Below are 21,822 nucleotides of genomic sequence, written 5' to 3' on the forward strand. Positions count from 1 at the left end.
CTGCCAGCCCTATTGCGCTTCCAGTCTTCCGTCTTCCCGCAGGGCGACTCCGAGTGAAATCGACGTTATTCGATCGAGCAGCGTCTTCGCTTCGTCGCCTTCTAACAGAATCGGCTGCGAATTCACCGAAACCATCGGATGGAAAGTCAGATCACAATCGCCGTTCTTCGAGCATACCGCGTCAAGCACGCCGGTATCCTTCTCCTCGCCCTTCGGGTTCAAGCCAAAAATAAAGTTCCCTAAACTGTATGCAATCCATTTGCCGTTATACATTTCGAATCCTTGCAGCACATGCGGATGGCTTCCAATGACCAGATCCGCGCCTGCATCGATATATTGCCTTGCGAACTGCTTCTGATAATCTTCCAGAACCGTCGTCCGCTCTGTTCCCCAGTGTACCATGACGACTACAATGTCAGCCATATCCTTCGCTTTGGTAATCGCTTCTACCGCCCGTCTCGTATCATACGTTTCCGCCACACCGGGCGTATTTTTGTCCGCCTTCCACGACACTTCAGGGACGACGCGGCTAAGTCCGACATATGCAACCTTTACACCGCGCACCTCATGAATGCTTGGGGCAAAAGCCTCCGTATCGTTGTTGCCCGCCCCCATATGCGCAATGCCCGCTTTGTCCAAATAGTCCATCGTATCGAGCAAACCTTCTACGCCGTGATCCATCGTGTGGTTGTTCGCCAGGTTGACGACATCGAACCCCGCGTCCCGGAATGCAGGCAGCGAATCAGGCGGTCCTTTATACACATACTGTTTATTTTCTGCAGGAGCTTCGCGTAACGTGACTGGATATTCGAAATTTGCCGCCGTTACATCCGGCTCGCTAAGGTACAACAACGATTCCCGATACGGAAAATCGTACCCGTTCTTCTTCATGACGCCTTCCACATAAGGGGCTAACAACACATCGCCTACAAAAGAAAGACTGATCTTTTCTCCTTCTTCGCCATCCGCGCTGCCCGAATCTACGGCCTCCGTATTGCCCTCGTTGTTTTTTGGGGCTGTTTCTTCCTCGGTAGAAGTCTCAGCTCCATTAGATTCATCGGGCTGCTTCTGTTCGATCGGCTGATTGTCCCCGCTGTCCTCGCTCCTATTGGAACTGCCCGCTTCCTTATCCGCATTCATATTCAAACCAATTAACCAGACGGCAATCACTGCAGCAATAATGGTCAGCAATGTCACATTAAGGATCATAAGCCGCCTCATTCTTCTCTTGCGCATTCTCTTCTCATGCTGACGCGTCTCAGACCGGGATACGTTCATATGAAAATAAGCTCCTTCGTTGATATAATTGGAAGTTTGTCTATCAAGACTTTTCCATTATATCAATGATAGGAGCTTCATGGTCAACAAATATTACGACTCTGCTAGAATGGCTTTCGCCGCTTCCTTCCCTTGCCGTATGCAGTCGGGAAGACCGACGCCGTCGAAGGCCGCGCCTGTAATCCATACACCTGGAAGCTCTTCCGCCAGCCTTGCGCGCAGCCTCTTCACATTGTCGAGATGTCCGACCGGATACTGTGGCATAGAGCGATACAATCTTGTAATCTCTGTAAAAAGAGGCTCTGCCGTTATGCCCATCGTCGTCTTGATGTCGCTGCGAACTGCAGCAATCAGCTCGGCGTCCGGCAGCTTCGCCTTTTCCTCGTCGCCTGCTCGTCCTACATAGCAGCGAAGCAGCACCTTATCGTCCGGACTCGTATGAAGCCACTTGCTCGATGTCCATGTGCATGCCGTAATGCTAAGTCCTTCCGAACGCGGAACTAAGAAGCCGGAGCCATCGAATTCGAGTCCGAATGTCGCCTTATCGAAAGCCATCACCACATTCGCTACCGATACGTAATGAATCGCTCGCAGCTCGCTCACGTTGGTTAGCGGCTCGAGCAGATCGGCCGCGTTGTAAGCAGGCGCGGTCATCACGATGCGGTCTGCAGGCAGTTGCTCGCCATTTTCCAATAAAACGGTATAGCGGGCTTGTCCGATCTCCCGTTCTCGCTCTGTTTCTTTCGCAGCTGCCCGCTGTTCGTCGCGAATTTCTGCCACCTTCACGCCAAGCCTGCGCTCCGCGCTGCTTAACGCCTTATCCAGCGCATTTACGACAGTCGTCAATCCGCCCTTGAACGTTAGGAAGGTTCCGCCCTTCGCCACCGCGGGAAGAGCAGCCGATCCCGCTTTGCGGTTATGCTGCATGCCGCGGATCAGGCTGCCGTGCTTCTGCTCCGATGCCGCGAACTGCGGGAAAGTCGCTTGAATGCTAAGCTTTCTAAGATCTCCCGCATAGATGCCGGCCAGCAGCGGCTCGGCGATCTGCGTCATGATTTGCGGACCGACACGGCGCTCCAGGAATCCGCCAAGCGACTCGTCACCCTTCACCTTGCGCGCAGGCAGCGCAAAATCCATTAAAGCGCGAAGCTTCCCACCCCAAGATACAAGCCCCGTCTTAAGAAACGGCTTAATTTCCGTCGGCACGCCAAGCACGAGTCCGGCCGGCATGGGATGCAGCTTTTTCTGATGCAAAATATAAGTTTTCTTCGCCCCTGGGTTCGTCGTCGTTAATTCATCCGTCAATCCAAGCTCCGTTGCCAAATCGATAATGGCCAGCTTGCGCGCAAGGAACGAATCCGGCCCTTTCTCTATGACGAAGCCGTCACGCTGCAGCGTATTGATTTTACCGCCGAGCACAGGAGCTCCATCAACAATCGTCAGATGGATTTCCTTGCCTAGCCGCTCCGCTTCCCGCTGCAAATAAAAAGCGGAGCTCAGTCCGCTGATCCCTCCGCCAATGACGACAATTCGATCAGGTTCTCCGATTCTCCGCATCTCATTCATTCCTCTCTCTCGCTTGCCAGTGCTTGTATGACCGATTCTGCCAATGTCTCCATATATAACGGATCGCGATTCAGCATCGCAATYCGATCAAGTGCCATATCCAGCTCTTTGGCCGCTGCCTTCGCCTCGATATCGAGGTCATAAAGCACCTCTAGATGGTCGGACACGAAGCCCACAGGTGCGACTAGCACCGCCTTAACGCCTTCTTCCCTGAGCACAGGTAGCGTCTCGAGAATGTCCGGACCAAGCCAAGGATCTCTCGTCCGACCAGCGCTTTGCCAAGTGAACTGCCAATCCGTAACGCCGGCCGCTTCGGCAACCGCCGCTGAAGTCTCCAGCAGCTGCTGCTCGTAGGGATCGCCAAGCTCGCGAATCTTCTCCGGCAAGCTATGCGCGCTGAACAATACTTTTACAGGTTCGCCGTCCGTCTGCTCCGCTAGGCGTCGCAAGCCGTCCTGCACGCGTTCCGTAAGGGCCTGCAACAGCTTAGGATGCATATGGTATTGCTCCACAACTGCCAGCTTAATGCCCAGCTCATCCGCCTTTTCTTGAGCGCGCTTCATATAGCTGCCTACGCTCATCGTCGAGAAATGCGGCGCGAGCACGATGCCGACTGCCTGCTTGATGCCGTCTGCAGCCATCTGCTCTACTCCATCCTCTATATATGGCTTCGCATGCTTGAGACCCTGGTAGCAAGCGTACTTGCCTGGAGCAAGCTGCTCCAGCTTATCCTGCAAGCCTGCCACTTGCCCATTCGTATTCTCGCGAAGCGGGAATACCCCGCCTACGATCGCTTCGTAACGACCCTTCAGCTCGGCAAGCAGCTCCGGTGTCGGAGCATGTCCGCGGCGAATATGCGTATAGTACGTTTCGACGTCATCTAATGATTCCGGCGTTCCGTAAGACATGACAAGTACGCCGATCTTTTGATTATGATCAGACATGGCTAGTCTCCTTCCCCTTGCGTTCACGAATCGCTTTGGTCGAATAGGCATGCACGAACGCCGTCAATTCAGCCAGCTTCTCCAGCGACGCTTCCGGGAACAAGCCGTGTCCAAGGTTGAAAATGAATCCGTCCTGCTCGATCCCTTGATCGATAATTTCCTTCGCATACGATTCAATGACGCCGATTGGCGCTGTTAGCACCGTCGGATCAAGATTGCCTTGCACCGCTGCGCCGTTATTCAAGCGACGGCGTCCTTCTGGGATCGACACGCGCCAATCCAGTCCGAACACATCTGCTTTCACGCCGCCAAGCTCTGGCAATAGTTCACCTGAGCTGACGCCAGGAAAATAAATTTTCGGCTGCGGCAAATCGCTAAGCTCGTCGAATATACGTTCAATCGTCGGCAGCACATACGTGCGGAAGTCCGCTGGAGCAAGCGCTCCAACCCAGCTGTCGAACAGCTGGAACGCCTTGCCGCCGGCCGCCATATGGGCGCGCAAATAAGCGATAACCATATCGCCAAGCTTTCGCATTAGCTCATGCCACACTTTCGGCTGGCTGTACATCATTTCTTTCGTGCGCAAATAGTTTTTCGAAGGTCTTCCTTCTATTAAGTAACTAGCAATCGTGAACGGCGCGCCGGCAAACGTAATAAGCGGCACATCCAGCTCGCGGTTCAATATCCGAATCGTCTCCAGCACATGGCCGAGATCGCCTTCCACGTCAATCGGTTTCAGCCGTTCTACGTCCGCCGCCGTCTTGATCGGGTTCGCAATGACCGGCCCGATGCCGCCGACAATATCAAAGTCAATCCCTATCGAAGCGACAGGATTCATAATGTCCGAGTACAGAATCGCTGCGTCGACGCCGAGCTTTTTCACCGGCATCATCGTCACTTCCGCAGCTAGCTCCGGCTGCTTGCATATTTCAAGCAGTGAATATTTCTCTTTTATTTTGCGATAATCCGGATCGTAGCGAYCTGCCTGCCTCATGTACCATACCGGCACGCGGTCTACTTCTTGCTTCATGCACGCCCGAATGAAACGGTCGTTATAAGACATTCCCGTTCCCCATTTCTATGTAGTGTCATCTGTATCCATTATGCCCTTTTTCCTCTACCCTAACAACCGCTCTCAAATGCGTTCCTATGACAATAGTATGACAATCGATGTCACTTTGCATGAAGAAGGTATGAAAGTTCGCCCTTACCTCCCATTTATCGCATGCCGCCCTCTTATGTTATACTTATAGCTATGGAACAGTGGAAAAAAAATCTAATCGTCCTGTGGTTTGGTCAGTTTCTTGTGATGGCGGGGATGACGATGATCATCCCTTTTTTGTCGCTTTATTTGCAATTCGATCTAGGCCTTAGCGATACACATGAGATCGGCGTTTGGGCGGGCGTTATATTCGCARGCAACTTCGTCACCTCCTTCATCTTCCAGCCGATATGGGGGAAGTTCGCTGACCGCTATGGCCGCAAAATCATGCTGCTGCGCTCAGGCTTCGGCATGGCCGTCGTCATGGTGCTGATGGGCTTCGCTACGAACCCATGGCATCTGCTTTTCTTACGAATGCTGAACGGAACAATATCCGGCTTCAATCCGGCCTCTATAGCGCTAATCTCAGCTACAACGCCTAAGGAACGTATGGGCTTCGCTATGGGTACCATTCAATCGGGCGGCATTGCCGGCACGATTCTCGGGCCGCTGTTCGGCGGTCTGCTTGCCGATACGGTTGGCTACCGACCGATCTTCTATCTGACCGGCGCATTATTATTCGGCGCATCGCTGCTTGCCCTCATTGTCGTTAAGGAACCGTTCGACCGCGCGAAAGCAGCGGCGCGCGTGCAGGCTTCCGTCGTCGAGGGGCTGAAGAAGCTTGCCCGCATTCCGCAGCTGACTTCGCTGTTCGCGGTCACCTTCCTCATCCAGTTCGCGATGATGAGCCCGATGACGCTGATCCCGCTTTATGTGCAGGAATTGCATGGAACAGCGGCTAACTTGGCATTCTGGGCGGGGTTCGTCGGCTCTGTGACGGGACTCTCTAATCTTGTCGCCTCGCCGCTGCTCGGCAAGCTCGCCGATCGGATCGGAGGAGAGAAAATACTCGGCGTCGCTCTAATCGGCGCGGCGATCTCCTTCATCCCGCAAGCTCTCGCGGGAACGGTATGGCAACTGCTGCTCGCAAGATTCATGCTCGGTATTTTCCTCGGCGGCCTTATACCCGCGGTGAATACGCTGATTCGCAAGTACACACCTGACGGAATGGAAAGCCGCTCATACAGCTTCAATACAAGCTCGCTTGCCATCGGCAACATGATCGGTCCAATTACAGGCGGCGCATTGTCCGGCTACATCGGCATTAAAGGTTTATTCGTACTGTCTGCCGTCATGATGATGCTTAATGCGGCATGGGTTTGGCATTCTTTGCTTCGTGGACGATCGGCTATCAAATGATTGGCTGAATGGCTTCATCCATGCTAATATGGATGCATAACTTCACTTAATGCGTCGCAAAGCATGCGCCGTTTGATCCGGGATGAACCGGATTAAACGGCGTTTTTCATTTTAATTAAGGAGAGGATCTTGCAGATGAATATGACTTTATTCGAGGAAGCACATATGCATTGGCTTGAGCAGCATCTTAAGCAGAGGAAAGGTGAGCGTTTGCGCAGACTTAAAGAAGGACATGCCCATGCCGAGCAAATGTTTGTTCGTAATGTGTGGTGGCCTGCTTTTGGCCATTTTACCAACTTGCATCCCGAGTTTGAGGTGAAAGACTTTAGCGAAGGATTTCGCTACTTAGACTTTGCATTCGTGAAAAATCATGTTCGAATTGCAATCGAGGTGGATGGTTACGGCCCTCATGTGCGAAATATCTCGAGGAGGCAGTTCAGCGATCAATGKGTGCGCCAGATGCATCTGACGAACGACGGCTGGATCATTGTCCGTATTTCATATGACGATATTGAACAGCGCCCCAGACTGTGGCAGCAGCTTTTGCAGCAAATGATGGGGAGATTGTTCGGGGAATCTGAATGGAGAACAGAGCTGATCGCAGAAGAACGGGACATTATCCGGCTCGTACGCCATCTTGATCGCCCCGTGCAATTGATCGATGTGCGGAATTTACTTGGATGCGGTTACAGAACAGCACGCAATCTGCTGCTTGAGTTGGAGCAGAAGGGCTGGTTGCAAACCGCAGGCCGCGGAACCAAACGTATCCACTCCTGGCGTTTGGCCCCCTCTTCAGCATCAAAGCCATACGTGCTGTAGTTAAAGCACGTATGGCTTTGATGCTAACAGCCTGACACCAACGGGTATATTGCTCATTAGTTGCGTCCGATTCACGCGCCAAAACACCAAATCCGCCCGTTTAGTTGCCCAATATCGAACTAAACAGGCGGGGTTCCTCGTACAAAACTAATTAGTTTCCCAGAATGACACTATTGCGGTATTAGCTAGCTTTGGAGAGTTCTGCAACATGCCGTGGAGGTAATCACCAACGGGTATATTGCTCATTAGTTGCGTTTCGTCGAACTAATTTCATCTGCCACGCGGTTACATGCTCATTAGTTGCATTTCATCAAACTAATTCTCCGATTCACGCCCAAAACACCAAACCCGCCCGTTTAGTTGCCTCAAATCGAACTAAACAGGCAGAGCGCCATGCACAAGACTATTTAGTTGCAGAGAATGACACTATTGCGCAATCCCACACACAGTTTGTAGAGATTCGTCCTCCATACCTATACAAGTTCATGTAAACTACTTACTTCACAATAGCAATCGCAAGGCCGTCATAACCCGGTATGACGGTGCTCATGAGCCGCTCGTCGGTCGCGATGCGTTCATTAAAAGAACGCACGGCGCGCACAGCCGGACCTTGCTTCGTTCCATCGACCGTCCGCCCGCGCAAGAAGATATTGTCGCCAACGATCAGCGCTCCTGGATTGGACATCTCTAGCGCAAAGTCCAAGTAGATCGGATATCCTTCCTTGTCCGCATCAATAAAGAAGAAGTCGAACTTTCTTCCTTCGGATGCTAGCTGCGCCAAGCTCGCCTTAGCATCTCCGACAACATACTCCACTTTATCGCCAAGTCCCGCAGCTTCCATATTAGCCTTAGCGACGTCCGCATAATGCTGCAGCAGCTCCAGCGATACTAGCTTCCCCGCTTCTCCCATGCCCCGGGCGAGACAGATGCCGCTATAACCGCCAAGCGCTCCTATCTCCAGAACGCTGCTTGCTCCCTTCAGCCTCACGAGCATCGTCAATAGCCTTCCATACCCGTCAGCTACCGAAATATCAGGCATTCCGCGTTCTGCAAGCACCGCTTTCACATGTTCAAGATCGGCATCTTTTGCATATAAATCATCCACATATTGCTCATTCAGAAACATTATTCATCTCTCTCCATTTTTACAATTTGTAAAAACAACCTAGTTTGTCCTATACTTGATTGTATGTTTTTGTTCAAATATAGGAAAGGATAAGTTTTGCTTTTATCCTTACGCCTATATTTCACCGCGAAACGAAAGCTTATGCTGCCAAGGACGCCATCTGGCGTTTCTTCTTGCAGGGATACAAGCGCAGCTCCGGACATCAGTCGACAGGACTCGCAGAACTAATGAAAAGAGAGTGTTAGATGGAAAAGCTACAATTAATCGCAACCTCGCCGATGGGGCTTGAGGCGGTTGTTGCCCGAGAGCTTAAAGACCTCGGTTACACGGACTTGCAGGTCGAGAACGGCAGAGTCAACTTTACGGGCGGTCCCGCCGACATATGCCGGACGAATCTATGGCTTCGTTCCGCAGGCCGAATTTTGATCAAAATGGGAGAGTTCCGCGCGACGACGTTCGATGAGCTGTTCGAAGGTACGAAAGCGCTTGACTGGCCAACTTGGATTCCTGAGGATGGAGAATTCCCAGTTGACGGTCGCTCCCAAAAATCGCAATTAACGAGCGTTCCTGCCTGCCAAGGCATCGTGAAAAAAGCGGTTGTCGAGAAAATGAAGGAACGTTATCACACGGAATGGTTTCCGGAGGATGGCGGCCGCTACGTCATTGAGGTGACGCTGCTTAACGACAAAGCGATGCTGACGCTCGATACGACAGGCGCCGGCCTGCACAAACGCGGCTATCGCAAAGTATCGACGGAAGCACCGATTCGCGAAACGATGGCAGCAGCGCTCATCCAGCTTAGCCGCTGGCAGCCGGATCGCCCGCTCTATGACCCGTTCTGCGGTTCAGGCACTATTTTAATAGAAGCAGCGATGATTGGCTGGAATATCGCGCCAGGACTTCGCAGATCGTTCAACAGTGAAGGCTGGCCGCTCCTGCCCGATGAGTTGTGGGATGCAGCCCGCGAAGAAGCGTACGATGCCGTCAAGGACGACATTCCGCTTCAAATCGCCGGCTCGGACATCGATCCGAACGCGATCGAGATTGCGGAGGCGGCCGTCAAGAAAGCCGGCTTCGGCAAAGAAATCAAGCTTAACGTCCTTCCGGTCGCTAAGGCGAAGCCTGAGGGAGAATACGGCGTAATCATTACGAACCCTCCTTACGGCGAGCGGCTTGGCGATGATCGCGAAGCCGAAATGGCATTGCGCCAATTCGGACTTACAGCGCTTCATTACCCGACATGGTCCTATTTCGCAATAAGTCCGTCAACTACGATTGAGACCTATTTCGGCCGCCCGGCAGACAAAAAACGCAAGCTGTTCAATGGCCGAATCGAATGCAACTATTACCAATTTTTCGGACCATTGCCTCCGCGCGGCGGCCGGAACTAGAAAGAAAGGAAGGACAAGCTCATTATGTATTCGAATAATTACAATATTGTACGACGATGCATGAGCAGTGTGCTCGTATGGCTGACTCGTCTCAAGACTGTAGATTTTTTACTGTTTACGGTCGTCTTGATGGCTAAGCTATATATTTTTTCCGACGTTATCGGCATGTCCAAAATGAGAATGAACGGCGAGGATTTTTTCATCGAGCTGGGAGCGCTTTTGCTTACCGTCTTTTGGACCATATGGCTGCCTCCGCGCGGCCGTATTATTGCACTCATCGTTATTAATCTCATTTTATCTTTCGTCATGTATGCCGATCTTATTTACTATCGTTATTTTCAAGATTTAATTACGGTTCCCGTGCTTATGCAGATGAACCAAGTTGACTCGCTCGGCGAAAGTATTAATACGCTTTTGTCTTGGAATGACATTGTTTTCTTCGTAGATTGGATTGTTATCGTTCCATTCCTCGTGTATGTCATTTGGAAAGGCCGCGGCGATCTTCGCAGAGCGAACGAACAAGCCGGCATCAAGTCCGCACCGTTGTGGCGCAAAACTGTTGCCCGCATCATCATTAGCGTCGCCGTGTTCATGCTGGGCTCGAACCTCGTCTTTACGAACGTGGAAGAGGCGAAGCGGACGTGGGCGCAAGGTATTTTCGTCGGGGCATGGTGGAATCTGTCCATCTACAACGTAACCGGTGAAATCGGCTTCCACGGGTTCGATATATACCGTTATGCGAAGCAGAACTGGTTCGACACGTCCAACGTTTCGGCGGAGCAAGCTTCCGAATCGAAAGCTTGGATTGCCGAGCGCGGTGAAGATCGCAAGGAATTGGAAAGCGATGCGCTGTTCGGCGCCTACAAAGGCAGCAACGTGCTGATGATCCAGATGGAAGCTTTCCAAAACTTCATGATCGGCCAATCGATCGGCGGCGAGGAAATAACGCCGAATATGAACAAGCTCATCAAAGAAAGCGCCTATTTCAGCGATTTCTACCACCAGACTGCGCAAGGCCGTACGTCTGACGCCGATTTCGCGGCGAACTGCTCGATGCAGCCTGTCGGCAACGGCTCTGTATTTATCCAATTCGCAAACCACGAATTCGAATGCATGCCTCAGACGCTGAAGCAAGAAGGCTACACGGCCAACGTCTTCCATGCGTATGAGGGCGGTTTCTGGAATCGGAATACGATGTACAACAATATGGAATACGATAAATTTTACAGCCGAAAGCATTTCACATTGGACGAAAAAGTCGGTTGGTCGCTAGGCGACAAGTCGTTCTTCCGACAATCGCTCGATGTCATTTCGGATCAAAAACAACCTTTCTATTCGTTCCTGATTACATTGTCCAGCCATCATCCTTATACGTTGAAGGAAGACGTACAAACGCTGAATGTCGGAGAACTCGACGGTACGATTATGGGCGATTATTTGCAAGCAACCCATTACGTAGATGCCGCAATCGGCGAATTGGTTGAACGTATGAAAGCCGAGGGCCTATGGGACAATACGATCCTTCTGATGTACGGTGATCATGATAACTCGATCAAGGATATGAAGCTGTTTGAAACGTTCCTTGGCAAGTCATTGTCCGAGGTCGAGCAAATGATGATTATGAAGCAGGTACCGCTCATCGTCCATTTGCCTCGCGGCGAGCATGCCGGTGAGTATACGAACGTTGGAGGTCAGATTGACATTACGCCAACGGTCATGCACCTGCTAGGTATCTCGACGGCAGACAAGTATATGATTGGCATGCCGCTYATTACCGAACAGCCGGTTACAGGTCACAAGGTTGTTCTTCGCAACGGGTACTGGACAGACGGAACCGTCTTCTTCATGCCTTCCGCTGACGGTATTCCGGAGAACGGCAAGTGCTGGAATATAGCCGATAATGCAGTCGGCGATATCAATGGCTGTTTGTCAGGCATTGAGGAAGCGAGCACGGAGCTGGCGATGTCCGATCAGATCATCGAGAACGATCTCATCGCCGATTACAAGGAGCAAGACGCTACCGAAGCACGAGCGGGCAGCACGGAAGAAGACGCCGACGCCCTTGCTTCTGCTAAGTAAACGAATTATATCTGTGAAGGGGGGTGTCCCAAAGGCCTATGGCTTTTGGGACACCCCCCTTTTTATCACTATCCATCGGAACGCGGTTTCCCAACAGCACATATACTCGCCTCAGCGTCTCCATATAATCAATCGCCTGTTGTACGGCTCGCTGAATAAAAATGCGCTGGAGACTTTTCTATTTTCAGATGACGGGGACTGAGCATTGGAGATAAACAACAATACCGCATCTATGGGCTAGCTGACCTTTCATTTAATCAATAACCGATAACAGATAACGGACAAAATAGCCACTTAAACTAACTTTCGACTGATTTTGGGGTGCTAATGGACAAATGTGACGCTAAGATGGTATATAAATACTGGTTTTGTTAATTAAGTGCCTGTAACGATCTGTGATGTCCATTAGAAAATGAACAGAGCGATAATTGATCGCTAAGCGTTCGTAGTGTCCATTAGAAAAAGATACGCAGCTTACAGCCTTCGTTTCGCAGTGAAATATAGGCGTAAGGATAAGAGTGAAACTTATCCTCCCTATATTTACAATATAGCAGAATTTCAGCATTAATCTGAACCACCTGCCCTATTCTTAGCTCGAATGATATAACTAACACTAATGACCATGTTCCTTCAACCAGCCGAGCACATCGTCAATCGTGTGGACTGGCACAATATTAAGCGAAGGCGCGGCCGATCTCGCATCTTCTACGGATGCGGCCGGTACGAAGAAGACATCCGCATCGGTGCGACTTACCGCATAAGCCTTCTGAGGAATGCCTCCGACAAGTCCGACACTGCCGTCGACCTCGATAGTCCCTGTACCCGCAACCTGCAAGCCCCCTGTTACACCGCCTGGCGTCAGCTGATCGATGATCGCCAGCGTCAACATAGCTCCATGAGACGGACCTCCTATATGCGCGATATACGGTTTGTAGTCCACCGCTCGCGGAGTATCGAGCTTCGGATTCGTCCGCACAGAAATGCCGAACACCGCTCGGTTCTTATCGTCATCCGCAGCGCGTGTGGGCGCATTGATCCGCAATGACTCCTTACCCCTGTCAATCGTTAGCGACACAGTGTCGCCTGGCTTGATTGCCTCACCCATATAACCAGTCATATCTTCCAACGACTGTACCGCTCGATCGTTCAAGCCACGAATAATGTCGCCAGCCTGAAGTTGCCCTTCAACCGGGCTACCCGTTACAATCGCCACGACGAACACCCCATCCGCAGTGACGCCCTTGCCGATCCCGGCTTTCTCCATTGCAACGGCCTCTGCTACTTGATTGGCATTCGTCTTCATCATGACAACCTGGGAGTATGACTCCGTAAGCGGAGGCTCGTCCTCAGGAATGGGGTCGAAGCGGTATTCCGGGAACAGCTTTCCGTATACCCAATCCATCGKCACAGCCGGCCGTTCGAATACGAGTACGCCGTTAATGGATCCTCCCGCCGCTCCGCTCTCCACATGCGCATAACGGTTCATATTTAGCGTCATTCCCGGATAAGTGACATTATAGCCTGTCGGAGTAACAAGCAGTGCCATTACAATCGCAATTCCCATCCATAACAGCAGTGTGCGTTTCGGGAATCGCAGCTTGCCGTTTTCCGCCTCCCAACCCATTAGCTCGCTAAGGAGCATATCAATGCCAACAAGCAGTGCTGATGCGCCGATAAGCAGGAGTATAAGCATCAGCTTAGTTGGAGTGATTAGAGCAACGGCAGCAGCATATAGGCTGACGACTACGACTGCCAACTTCAGTACATGCACCACAACATACGAAAGCTTGCTGAAGCGCACGTCTGTGCCAGCGCTTAGATATACTCTACGGAGCTTAATGCTACCATGCAAAGCTCCCGCCGCCCATAGCAGCGGAGGCAGCGCAAGCAGCATAAGCAGCCAATCGATCATCTCGATCCATTGCATGCCACCGGCTGTCTTAAGCGGAGCAGGAAGCCATATCAATTCGGCAAATATCAAATAACTTAATGCAACGACAAATCCGACAACATAATAGTTCCGATGATTTCTATTTCTAAGCCTCGATTTTATTGTCATCCAGCAGACCTCTTCGCCGTTAGATTCCTGTTTCTTTGTTTTTTATTATGCGCATGTATCCACAACGAGCGAGAACCCAACGGAAGCTTTGCCGTTGGGTCCTGATGTGTACGTATTCTATGAAGTTCAATTTCAATCGAGCGTTTGAAGGCGGCATTTATTTCTTAATATATTGGCTAGCCTTCTCGATCGCATCGTCCTCGGAAGCGCCCTTCACATACCGTCCATTAATGAAGACGAACGCATACCTAGCACAAGGCCCGCAGTAAGACTTGCAGCTTACTACGCCGATCTCGTCATTAGGGGCCAGCTTCTGCAGCTTGGCAATGGACGTCTTCATCTTCATATGCTTGCATTTGTCGCATATGCGTATATCGTTAGCCATTCAACATCTTCCTATCTTGCTCCGGCAGCCTGCGAAGCTTAGTGGTCGCCGTGGTTGCCTTTAGTTGGATTCGTAACGGCAAAGCCTTCCTCCGGCACGTAGAAGTAATCAATGCGAACGCCATCTAGAAACTCGTTGCCATCTTCCAAAATAACATCAATATCTTTGTCCGTCGATACAACGACGTCCTTATCGGTAGGCTCGTCAATCGCCATGCCGTAATGCGCATGATCGCCGTGCGCGTGTGTTACGTATACGCGAAGCTTCTTGCCTTCATTCACTGGCTTGTCCAGCTCTACCTTCAACATTTTCGCAGCGTTTTTGGAAATTTTGCAGTTCATCGTTATCCAGCTCCTCTTATCGTTATGCCCTTCGGCAGGTTTTACTATTTTATATTATACTTCGTCTGCATTCTGCGGGCAAACCATTCTGAAACAATCATCGTTACCGCAATATCGTCGATCGGCATCATCGGCAGCACATCGGGCAAAACCCAATAAAGCAATACGGGCACGCCGAATATCAGCTTGTCCTTTACCTCTACGTCCCGTGACTTCAGGAGCTTGAAAATAAGACCGAACGTCCCTTTCCAATGGCGAAGCGAAAACAATTTACGCATAGGATGTCCCACCTTGATTGCATTTACGACTAGTATATCATAAATAACAAAGCAGACATCATCTACGAAGGACGATGTCTGCCGATTTGCAGCGCCTCCACCAATAGGGGCTGCAATTCCATATAGATGTGATCGAAATTTTGGAACGGGAGCGGATTCTCGCCGTACCCGGCCTCTACCGTGAAGCCCGGCTTGCGATAGTACTGAATGAACCAGTCCTTATACCCCGCATCGCTGCCTGACAGCTTCACCGGCTTGTAGCCGCTTGCTTGGCCAAGCCGCTTTGCAATCATCTCAGCCTCGATAGGCTCGTAATCGCGATAGTTCCAATAAATCTCCCGCCCTTGCGTATGAAGGGCAATAACCGCATCGAACCCGATGTTTTCCGTAAGGCTTGCCATTGCAAGCGCTTCGGGCTCGCTCAGCGGCTGCGGCCCGGGGTAATCGCGCGGACCTGGTCCATCCACTCCGCGGCGCTTGCACTCGTCTTCCCAATGCGCCGGGAACTGATCGTTAAGATCAACGCCTCTCGCATTCGCCTTCCAGCCGCTGAAGTTGTTCGAGCCGCCGTTCCAGGCAATCAACTGTTCGTATAAGGGATTGGACTTAGTTACCCCGCATTGGGCTAGCTCGACGCCGTCCGGATTAACCATCGGGACAGCCCAGAGCGTCACCTCTCTGCATAGCTCCGCTACCTCCTGTCCTCTTAGCAGCTCATCATTTGCGTACGAGGCGGACAAGTCGCCAACAAAACGCATTAACAGTGCCGATGTAATCCACTCATTAGCATGGAATGAAGCGTTAATATGAATCTTTCTTGAACCTCGTCCGCAGCGCAGCGCGATAACCGGCCTGCCGAGAACGCTGCGCCCAATCTCATAGACGGTAACGAAGGAATAGCGGCTGGCAAGCTGTCTGCAGCCCTCCAGCATATCATGATAACGGTATGTGTCCTTCTCGTTCATCGCAATATCGCCTCCAGCGAGCGTCAGCCCTTATCATTCCTACCATGACCATGCTATGCCGCTCAAGCTTGCCCTATGTTATCAAGCTAACCGCAGCCCGCTTACAAAACAAAGAAGCCGATACCCGTCTGCAAGCAGATGAGCTCTTCGGCTTCTTCGTTGCGCCCTTTTTCGGGCAAGGTTCAAACGATTTTCGGAACCTGCCAAACGACTGGCGTCAATTCAATCTGCTCGCCCAGCCATTGCTGCGCAATGGACTTGAACAGAAGCGGATCTCCGCTGCAAAAAAACTGGTGCACCGGCACGTCGTCTTTATGAGCAAGTCTTCTTTGTACCTGCAAAATAATGCTTACCTCTCTCGCCGTCTCATCGGCCGAATTAATGAGCGCCACGCCTTGACCCATGACCTCTGCAATCGTGTCGGTCAGAAACGGATAATGCGTGCAGCCAAGAATGAGACAATCGATCGGATACATTCGCAAATGTCCGATTGACTTGCGTACAGCCTCATACGTTTCCCGCGATCGAAAATTGCCTTTCTCGACGAGCGGTACGAATAACGGGCAAGCTTCGCTTATGACCTCCACATGCGGCGAAAGTTCACGCAAAGCGCTGTCGTATGCACGGCTCTTGATCGTCCCTTCCGTACCGATAACACCAATACAACCGGTTGCAGAGCGGCCGATAGCAGCTCTTGCACCGGGGTTGATCACGCCGACTACTGGCACAGCAACTCTTGCGCGAATATCGCCAAGCGCCGCTGCCGTTGCGGTGTTGCATGCTATAACAATCATTTTGGGACTGAATTGAATTAAGTAATCCACAATTTCTCTCGTGAAGCGAATGATTTCCTCTGAGGAGCGAGGACCGTAAGGCGTCCTGGCCGTATCTCCGAAATAAACGATTTTTTCTCGCGGCAGTTGGCGCATCACTTCTTTGGCAACGGTAAGACCGCCTACGCCTGAATCAAGTATCGCAATCGGTTGCTGCACGAACACACCGCTTTCCTTGAACATGATCGTCAAATAGAATGACACAATAGCATATGAATACTGGCAAAAAAACGTACCTACAACTTATCGCAAAAGCAGACAAGCTTCAACAAATGAAAACCAATGAAAATCGACCTTCTAACCTTATATTGACAGTAAAAATATGTATCGCTTAATATTTAATTGATTTAACTATTCTGTCCTAAACCCCGGCTAGGTTATATACATCTATAGACAGGAGTTAGCCTACTATGACGGAACAAACGAATTCCGCAGCGCAAGAGAACGACGTTAATTCCGGCAACAAACGCGGCTTGCTTATTATCGGCTTGCTCATCGCCATGCTGTTCGCGGCGCTTGACGGCACGATCGTCGGTACGGCGATGCCGACCATCATTCTTGAGATGGGCGGCTTGGAGCTGATGGCTTGGGTGACAACCGCCTATATGCTGACCTCTACAACAATTGTTCCTATCGCCGGCAAGCTTTCCGACTTATTCGGACGCAAGATCGTATATGTATCGGGTCTCCTTATTTTTATAATCGGCTCGGCGCTCTGCGGTGTTGCAGGCAACATCGAGCAGCTTATCATTTACCGCGCGATTCAAGGCCTTGGCGGCGGGATCATGATGCCGATGGCCATGATCATTGTCGGCGACCTTTTCACAGGCAAGCAGCGCGCGAAGTGGCAGGGGATATTCGCCGCCGTGTTCGGCCTTTCCTCCGTCCTAGGTCCGCAAATCGGCGGCTGGATCGTCGACGCTTGGGACTGGCGCTGGGTGTTCTATATTAACTTGCCTGTCGGCGTAATCGCAACGATCTTCATCGCCGTATCGTTAAGCGGCAAGAAGTCCGAAGGCAAAGTGAAATTCGACTGGGCCGGCATCTTCACTATGGTCGTCGGCGTCGTCAGCTTGTTGCTTGCGATGTCGCTGGGCGGCAATGAATTCGAATGGCTGTCCTGGCAGATCATCGGAATGCTTGTATTGGCCATCGCGGCCTTGACCGTATTCGTATTCGTGGAAGCTAAAGCCGAGGAGCCCGTTCTTCCCGTCAAGCTGTTCAAGGACAAAACCTTTACTTTGATTAACAGCGTTGGCTTCTTCATGAGCCTTGGCATGTTCGGTGCAACGATGTTCGTGCCGCTCTTCATGCAATGGATCGTAGGCATCTCCGCTACGGCTTCCGGCTCAATTATGATTCCGATGATGGTATCGATGATGCTGTTCAGCATAATTGGCGGACAGATTGTCTATAAGCTTGGCGTTCGGGCGCAATTAATGATCGGCATGCTCATTATTGCCGCCGCTTTCTTCCTCCTTACGCTGCTGGACGGATCTACGACAAGGCTCGTGGCATCGAGCTACATGGTCGTGCTTGGAACAGGCATCGGCCTCGTCATGCCGCTGCTCACGCTCGTACTGCAGGATTCATATCCGAAATCGCAGCTTGGCGTCGTCACCTCGTCCAGTACATTCTTCCGTCAGATCGGAGCTACGTTCGGGATGACGCTGCTGGGAGCGGTCATGAACCTGCAATCAAGCAGCGCGCTCAAGGAGAAGCTGACACCTATGCTTGGGCAGCTTCCTGAGGAAGCGAAGCAGCTGGCCGACCAAACGGCAAGCACGATTGAATCGAATCCGCAGGCTGTATATTCCAGCTTGCTTGATCCGTCAGTGTTGTCTCAGCTGCCGAAGGAGCTTACCGACAAGCTGGTGCCCGTTGTGAAGTCAACGTTAATCGGTTCGCTGCACGCCGTCTTTTGGGTCGGCCTGCTCTTCATTGCTATTGGCACTGTGCTAGCGCTGTTCGTTCGCAACATGAAGCTCATTCAGCCAGCGAAGGAAGACAAGGAAGCTGTAGCAGCGGCAAGCGAGCCGCAGCTTAATCATATATAACCTCATCCATAGCAGAAGGCGCCGGCTCATGATTCATAATCGAATCCATGACCGGCGCCTTCTTATGCGGCATTACAGTTCTTTCGTTACTGCGGCTTCGGACTCGCCTGCTTCCACCGATTCAAGCGCGATAGCGACTTGCTGCTCGCCGTCACCAGCGTTCAGTGCAGCTGCTGCTTCGTCAGCGTCGATCAAGTTTTTGCCTTTGACCGTGCTTACGAAATTGCCAGCTGCCTGCTTCGTACGGTCAGCAAGCTGCACCGCTTGATCGCCGATTTGCTTAGCAAAACGTCCTGTTGATTCGCCAACTTGACCGGCAATCTTAACCGTCGTTTGGCCAACCTTCTGAGCACCTGTCGAAATATCCTGGCGCAGCTCCTTGCCGGCTTTTGGCGCCAGCAACAATGCTGTCACAGAACCAACGACACCTCCAGCTAATGCCCCCAGCAAAAATCCTTTAGTCCCTTTACGAGTTGTCATCATGATTCGCTCCTTTCGTTCTTAGCGTGCCCTTCGTCTCTGCCTGTCGATTCGGAGAAAGCAGCGGTAACATGTGCATGATGCCCGGCTTCGTCAGCCGACGCCGACGCCGCTGTGCTGCGCTTCGATTGCCATAGCTGCCAGGCTGCAATGCCCAGCTCCGCCCATTCGAACGCTTCGCCGACCTGGCGCTTCGTTGCAGCTCGTTCGGCATGCCTTGCCGCCGAATCCGCAAGTACAGCCGTTACGCTCTGTACGGCCGATGTCGTATGCTTAATCGCGCCTCCGACCTCGCCAGCCGCTTCGAATAATCGATTCACGTTGGTTAGCTGCCGATTCGCGGTACGAATCGTCTCCTCGGCCGGCGGTACGAGACCGCGCAGCTCTTCCCCTAGACGGGCTACTTCACGCTGCATCGCTTCAGCAGATTGCTGTACCTGTGCAAGCCTGCCAAGCAATATTCGCATGCCGACAAGTAAGCCCGCCACTAGAATGACGAATGCGCCTGCGGCAACCGCTGCGCTCCATGTTACGATCATGCTCCTCTCTCCTCCTCACCGTGCGTATGCCATATAGACGAATGCCCACTTGCGTAATGACAGTATAAGCAGAATGGGCTTGTCATGACACAGGCRCATGCAAAAAAGGCCGCTCCCCGGAATCCGCACACGATTCCAAAGAACGACCTCTTATTCTACACTTAACTTTAGCCAATCTTATAACTGCACTTGCCGCCGCCCTTAGCCAAACATTCCGTTCGCTCGACAGGCGCATCCAGCAGCGCTTGGAACAACGCAAGCTCGCAGCTGCACGCTTGCTGATACTTGCCTGCCACCTTCGCAATCGGGCAATTATATTCATTAAGCATATACGCTCCGTTACCCTGCGGCTCCAGCTCCGCCATATACCCTCCGGCGCTTTGAATGGCCGCTAGCTCGATAACCCGATGCTCGAGACTCTTTCCCGCCATCTTCGGCTCATACCTCTCAAGCAGCTTCTGCTTCCTGCCTTCGAACATCACATCAATGAGCCCAGCCGTATCCGGGTTATCAGCCAACTCGTCGAGCAAGTCGAGAGCGAGCAGGTGATAATTTTTCGGAAACAGCTCATCGGCTTGCCTCGTCAGCTCATATGCGTGCAGCGGCCTGCCCATCGCTTGACGTACGGAGACAATATGAATGCTGCCTTCCGTCTCCAGGGCGTACATATGGCGGCGTATCGCCATTTCCGTCAGCCCAAGCTCCTCCGAGAGCTCGCCAGCACTCATCCTTCCCTTCGTCCGAAGCAGCAGCAATAGACGCTCTCGCGTTGAAGTGTCGCTGCTTTTGTCTACTGTCCGTCTTGCTGCGCGATTCGTATCGTTGCGCTTCAAACCTTCACCGCCCTTGCACATCTATTAGCGTCATTGTAACGCAAATTGGCCGTTTTGCAAGTGTTAACAAATGCAAACGGCCAACAATTACACGCTATAGCTCTCGATCCAAATATTGCTCCACCGCTAACTTATATTCCGGCAGCAGCTTCGCGATGCGCTCCGACAACGGATGCAGCTCGCTGCGCGGCCATACGAAATACTCTTGGACGAGCGGCCGACGAAGCCTGACCAATTCAATTAACGTCCCCAGCATGTCCGCCGGAAAAACGCCTTCCTCGCCTGTAATCTCTATAATATCCTCATAGCTGCTCGCGTCGCGCATAATAAAACCGTCAATCAGATAGCTTCCGACATCCGTTACCGTCTCGATTGCCAGATGCAGCGCGCGCTCCTGCGCAAGTCCCTGCAATAATGTCGCTTGCCAGTTCGATGCAACGTCATGCAATGCCGCTGCGATCTCGGGCACTGCTTGCAGCCTGACCTCAATTTGCTCGCGATTTACATAATACAATTGTCGTCGCCTGCCTTCAGCCTTGCTTTTTTTTCTTTGCTTTCCGTTTAAGCCATGCCACCATAATAATGCTGCTCAATATAATAACGAGCAAATAAGTCATAATTTCGTACACATCGCGCATGCTGATTTGTTCTTCCATGTTGCGTACAGCCCGCCTTTCAGCTTATGAAGTCGATGCTGACGGAAGCTTCGCGCACTTGCGTCATATGCTCGATTACTTTTTTATGGACAGGATGCACTTGGTATTCGTCAAGCGCCTCCAAGGAGTCGAATTTCGTAATTAAGGCAATGTGGTACGATCTCTCCGAATGAAGGACGTCAATACCAACCTCAATCGACTTAAGCACCTCGATCTTTCCTTCCATATCTCTTAGCACCTGTGCAGTGTTAGCTACGTTCTCAGCGCTTCCGTCCTTTAGTTTGAAAAAAACGATGTGTGTAAGCATCGGCTGTTCCTCCTCTAATTGCTGCTCTGAATGGGTTCGCATTCGCATGACATCGAATCATTTGTCGCATAATAACCTAAGACACATCATACCCTATGCATCCGTATAAGGGCAATCTCTGCAACTTTACGGCGAAGGAGCTTGATACTGTAATGCGCTATCCCGTTACTTTAGCGGCAACGCTGATCGGACTTGCGATCTGCCTGTTCAATTACACGGGCTACGACCCGCACAACATGATCTTCTTTATGTTCAGCCCACCGGCATGGGTCGTCGATTTATTCGTCGATATTCACGAGGTGAGCGTCCTGCTTATGTACGTCTTGACGGTGCTGACTTGGGCTTTGCTCGGCTTTATCGCCGACAAGATCATCTTCTCGGGCGGGGAAAGCCGCCGTCGCCGCAGTGCAAGCTAATAACTTTGA

23 protein-coding genes are annotated in these 21,822 nt (G+C 51.6%); 6 read left to right on the plus strand and 17 right to left on the minus strand.

Features of this window, described 5'->3' with window-relative positions; translation table 11 throughout:
• Window positions 1–9: 9 nt before the first annotated feature.
• The 4 genes from AB4Z33_RS14290 to hemE form a co-directional block, all read right to left on the minus strand.
• On the minus strand, window positions 10–1,278 hold the full coding sequence (locus AB4Z33_RS14290) for a CapA family protein (protein ID WP_442050541.1): 1,269 nt from the start codon (window positions 1,276–1,278) through the stop codon (window positions 10–12).
• 93 nt (window positions 1,279–1,371) lie between these two features.
• On the minus strand, window positions 1,372–2,835 hold the full coding sequence (gene hemG, locus AB4Z33_RS14295; protein WP_442050542.1) for a protoporphyrinogen oxidase: 1,464 nt from the start codon (window positions 2,833–2,835) through the stop codon (window positions 1,372–1,374).
• A 5-nt stretch (window positions 2,836–2,840) separates the two neighbouring features.
• Window positions 2,841–3,788 carry a ferrochelatase gene (gene hemH / locus AB4Z33_RS14300; protein ID WP_442050543.1) on the minus strand — a complete coding sequence of 316 codons (948 nt, stop codon included), beginning with the start codon at window positions 3,786–3,788 and terminating at the stop codon, window positions 2,841–2,843.
• A complete protein-coding gene (hemE, locus tag AB4Z33_RS14305; RefSeq protein WP_442050544.1) occupies window positions 3,781–4,851 on the minus strand; it encodes a uroporphyrinogen decarboxylase in 1,071 nt (356 codons plus the stop codon). The genes hemH and hemE overlap by 8 nt, the downstream gene beginning before the upstream one ends.
• A 192-nt stretch (window positions 4,852–5,043) precedes the next feature.
• On the opposite strand from hemE, the gene AB4Z33_RS14310 reads away from it, so the two are divergent.
• Complete coding sequence (locus AB4Z33_RS14310; RefSeq protein ID WP_442050545.1) at window positions 5,044–6,249, plus strand: MFS transporter; 1,206 nt, start codon at window positions 5,044–5,046, stop codon at window positions 6,247–6,249.
• Between the two features lie 135 nt (window positions 6,250–6,384).
• Entirely contained in the window at window positions 6,385–7,068 is a 684-nt protein-coding gene (locus AB4Z33_RS14315) for a DNA-binding response regulator (protein WP_442050546.1), read from the plus strand.
• A 496-nt stretch (window positions 7,069–7,564) separates the two neighbouring features.
• On the opposite strand, the gene AB4Z33_RS14320 is transcribed toward AB4Z33_RS14315, so the two are convergent.
• On the minus strand, window positions 7,565–8,194 hold the full coding sequence (locus AB4Z33_RS14320; protein WP_442050547.1) for an O-methyltransferase: 630 nt from the start codon (window positions 8,192–8,194) through the stop codon (window positions 7,565–7,567).
• Window positions 8,195–8,439: 245 nt separating this feature from the next.
• On the opposite strand from AB4Z33_RS14320, the gene AB4Z33_RS14325 reads away from it, so the two are divergent.
• Window positions 8,440–9,585 (plus strand): THUMP domain-containing class I SAM-dependent RNA methyltransferase, encoded by a 1,146-nt coding sequence (locus tag AB4Z33_RS14325; protein WP_442050548.1) that lies wholly within the window; start codon window positions 8,440–8,442, stop codon window positions 9,583–9,585.
• 60 nt (window positions 9,586–9,645) lie between these two features.
• Window positions 9,646–11,664, plus strand: a complete 2,019-nt coding sequence (locus tag AB4Z33_RS14330) for an LTA synthase family protein (RefSeq protein ID WP_442050549.1) — start codon at window positions 9,646–9,648, stop codon at window positions 11,662–11,664.
• A 613-nt stretch (window positions 11,665–12,277) separates the two neighbouring features.
• Here AB4Z33_RS14330 and AB4Z33_RS14335 read toward each other — a convergent pair.
• The 6 genes from AB4Z33_RS14335 to racE all read right to left on the minus strand — a co-directional run bounded on the left by AB4Z33_RS14335 (window position 12,278) and on the right by racE (window position 16,708).
• Window positions 12,278–13,723, minus strand: a complete 1,446-nt coding sequence (locus tag AB4Z33_RS14335) for a PDZ domain-containing protein (protein WP_442050550.1) — start codon at window positions 13,721–13,723, stop codon at window positions 12,278–12,280.
• Between the two features lie 157 nt (window positions 13,724–13,880).
• Complete coding sequence (locus tag AB4Z33_RS14340) at window positions 13,881–14,108, minus strand: DUF1450 domain-containing protein (protein ID WP_337103715.1); 228 nt, start codon at window positions 14,106–14,108, stop codon at window positions 13,881–13,883.
• Between the two features lie 38 nt (window positions 14,109–14,146).
• Complete coding sequence (locus AB4Z33_RS14345; RefSeq protein WP_442050551.1) at window positions 14,147–14,449, minus strand: iron-sulfur cluster assembly accessory protein; 303 nt, start codon at window positions 14,447–14,449, stop codon at window positions 14,147–14,149.
• Window positions 14,450–14,493: 44 nt separating this feature from the next.
• A complete protein-coding gene (locus AB4Z33_RS14350) occupies window positions 14,494–14,727 on the minus strand; it encodes a hypothetical protein (protein ID WP_442050552.1) in 234 nt (77 codons plus the stop codon).
• Window positions 14,728–14,789: 62 nt separating this feature from the next.
• Entirely contained in the window at window positions 14,790–15,692 is a 903-nt protein-coding gene (locus tag AB4Z33_RS14355) for a M14 family metallopeptidase (protein WP_442050553.1), read from the minus strand.
• A gap of 182 nt (window positions 15,693–15,874) precedes the next feature.
• Window positions 15,875–16,708, minus strand: a complete 834-nt coding sequence (gene racE, locus AB4Z33_RS14360; protein ID WP_442050598.1) for a glutamate racemase — start codon at window positions 16,706–16,708, stop codon at window positions 15,875–15,877.
• Window positions 16,709–16,935: 227 nt separating this feature from the next.
• On the opposite strand from racE, the gene AB4Z33_RS14365 reads away from it, so the two are divergent.
• On the plus strand, window positions 16,936–18,582 hold the full coding sequence (locus tag AB4Z33_RS14365) for an MDR family MFS transporter (RefSeq protein ID WP_442050554.1): 1,647 nt from the start codon (window positions 16,936–16,938) through the stop codon (window positions 18,580–18,582).
• Between the two features lie 72 nt (window positions 18,583–18,654).
• Here AB4Z33_RS14365 and AB4Z33_RS14370 read toward each other — a convergent pair whose 3' ends face one another.
• The 6 genes from AB4Z33_RS14370 to AB4Z33_RS14395 all read right to left on the minus strand — a co-directional run bounded on the left by AB4Z33_RS14370 (window position 18,655) and on the right by AB4Z33_RS14395 (window position 21,397).
• Entirely contained in the window at window positions 18,655–19,065 is a 411-nt protein-coding gene (locus AB4Z33_RS14370) for a YtxH domain-containing protein (RefSeq protein WP_442050555.1), read from the minus strand.
• Window positions 19,062–19,601 (minus strand): DUF948 domain-containing protein, encoded by a 540-nt coding sequence (locus tag AB4Z33_RS14375; protein ID WP_442050556.1) that lies wholly within the window; start codon window positions 19,599–19,601, stop codon window positions 19,062–19,064. Before AB4Z33_RS14375 ends, AB4Z33_RS14370 begins: the two co-directional genes overlap by 4 nt.
• Before the next feature lie 167 nt (window positions 19,602–19,768).
• Entirely contained in the window at window positions 19,769–20,434 is a 666-nt protein-coding gene (locus tag AB4Z33_RS14380; protein ID WP_442050557.1) for a helix-turn-helix transcriptional regulator, read from the minus strand.
• A 94-nt stretch (window positions 20,435–20,528) separates the two neighbouring features.
• Window positions 20,529–20,948 carry a DUF86 domain-containing protein gene (locus tag AB4Z33_RS14385; RefSeq protein ID WP_442050558.1) on the minus strand — a complete coding sequence of 140 codons (420 nt, stop codon included), beginning with the start codon at window positions 20,946–20,948 and terminating at the stop codon, window positions 20,529–20,531.
• A 16-nt stretch (window positions 20,949–20,964) separates the two neighbouring features.
• Window positions 20,965–21,090, minus strand: a complete 126-nt coding sequence (locus tag AB4Z33_RS14390; protein WP_442050559.1) for a hypothetical protein — start codon at window positions 21,088–21,090, stop codon at window positions 20,965–20,967.
• Between the two features lie 19 nt (window positions 21,091–21,109).
• Entirely contained in the window at window positions 21,110–21,397 is a 288-nt protein-coding gene (locus AB4Z33_RS14395; protein WP_337103725.1) for a Dabb family protein, read from the minus strand.
• A 152-nt stretch (window positions 21,398–21,549) separates the two neighbouring features.
• Here AB4Z33_RS14395 and AB4Z33_RS14400 point away from each other — a divergent pair, with 152 nt between their 5' ends.
• A complete protein-coding gene (locus AB4Z33_RS14400) occupies window positions 21,550–21,813 on the plus strand; it encodes a hypothetical protein (protein WP_442050560.1) in 264 nt (87 codons plus the stop codon).
• Window positions 21,814–21,822: the final 9 nt, after the last annotated feature.

The organism is Paenibacillus sp. 2TAB19, assembly GCF_052115185.1.
In the GTDB taxonomy this organism is placed as follows: Bacteria; Bacillota; Bacilli; order Paenibacillales; family Paenibacillaceae; genus Pristimantibacillus.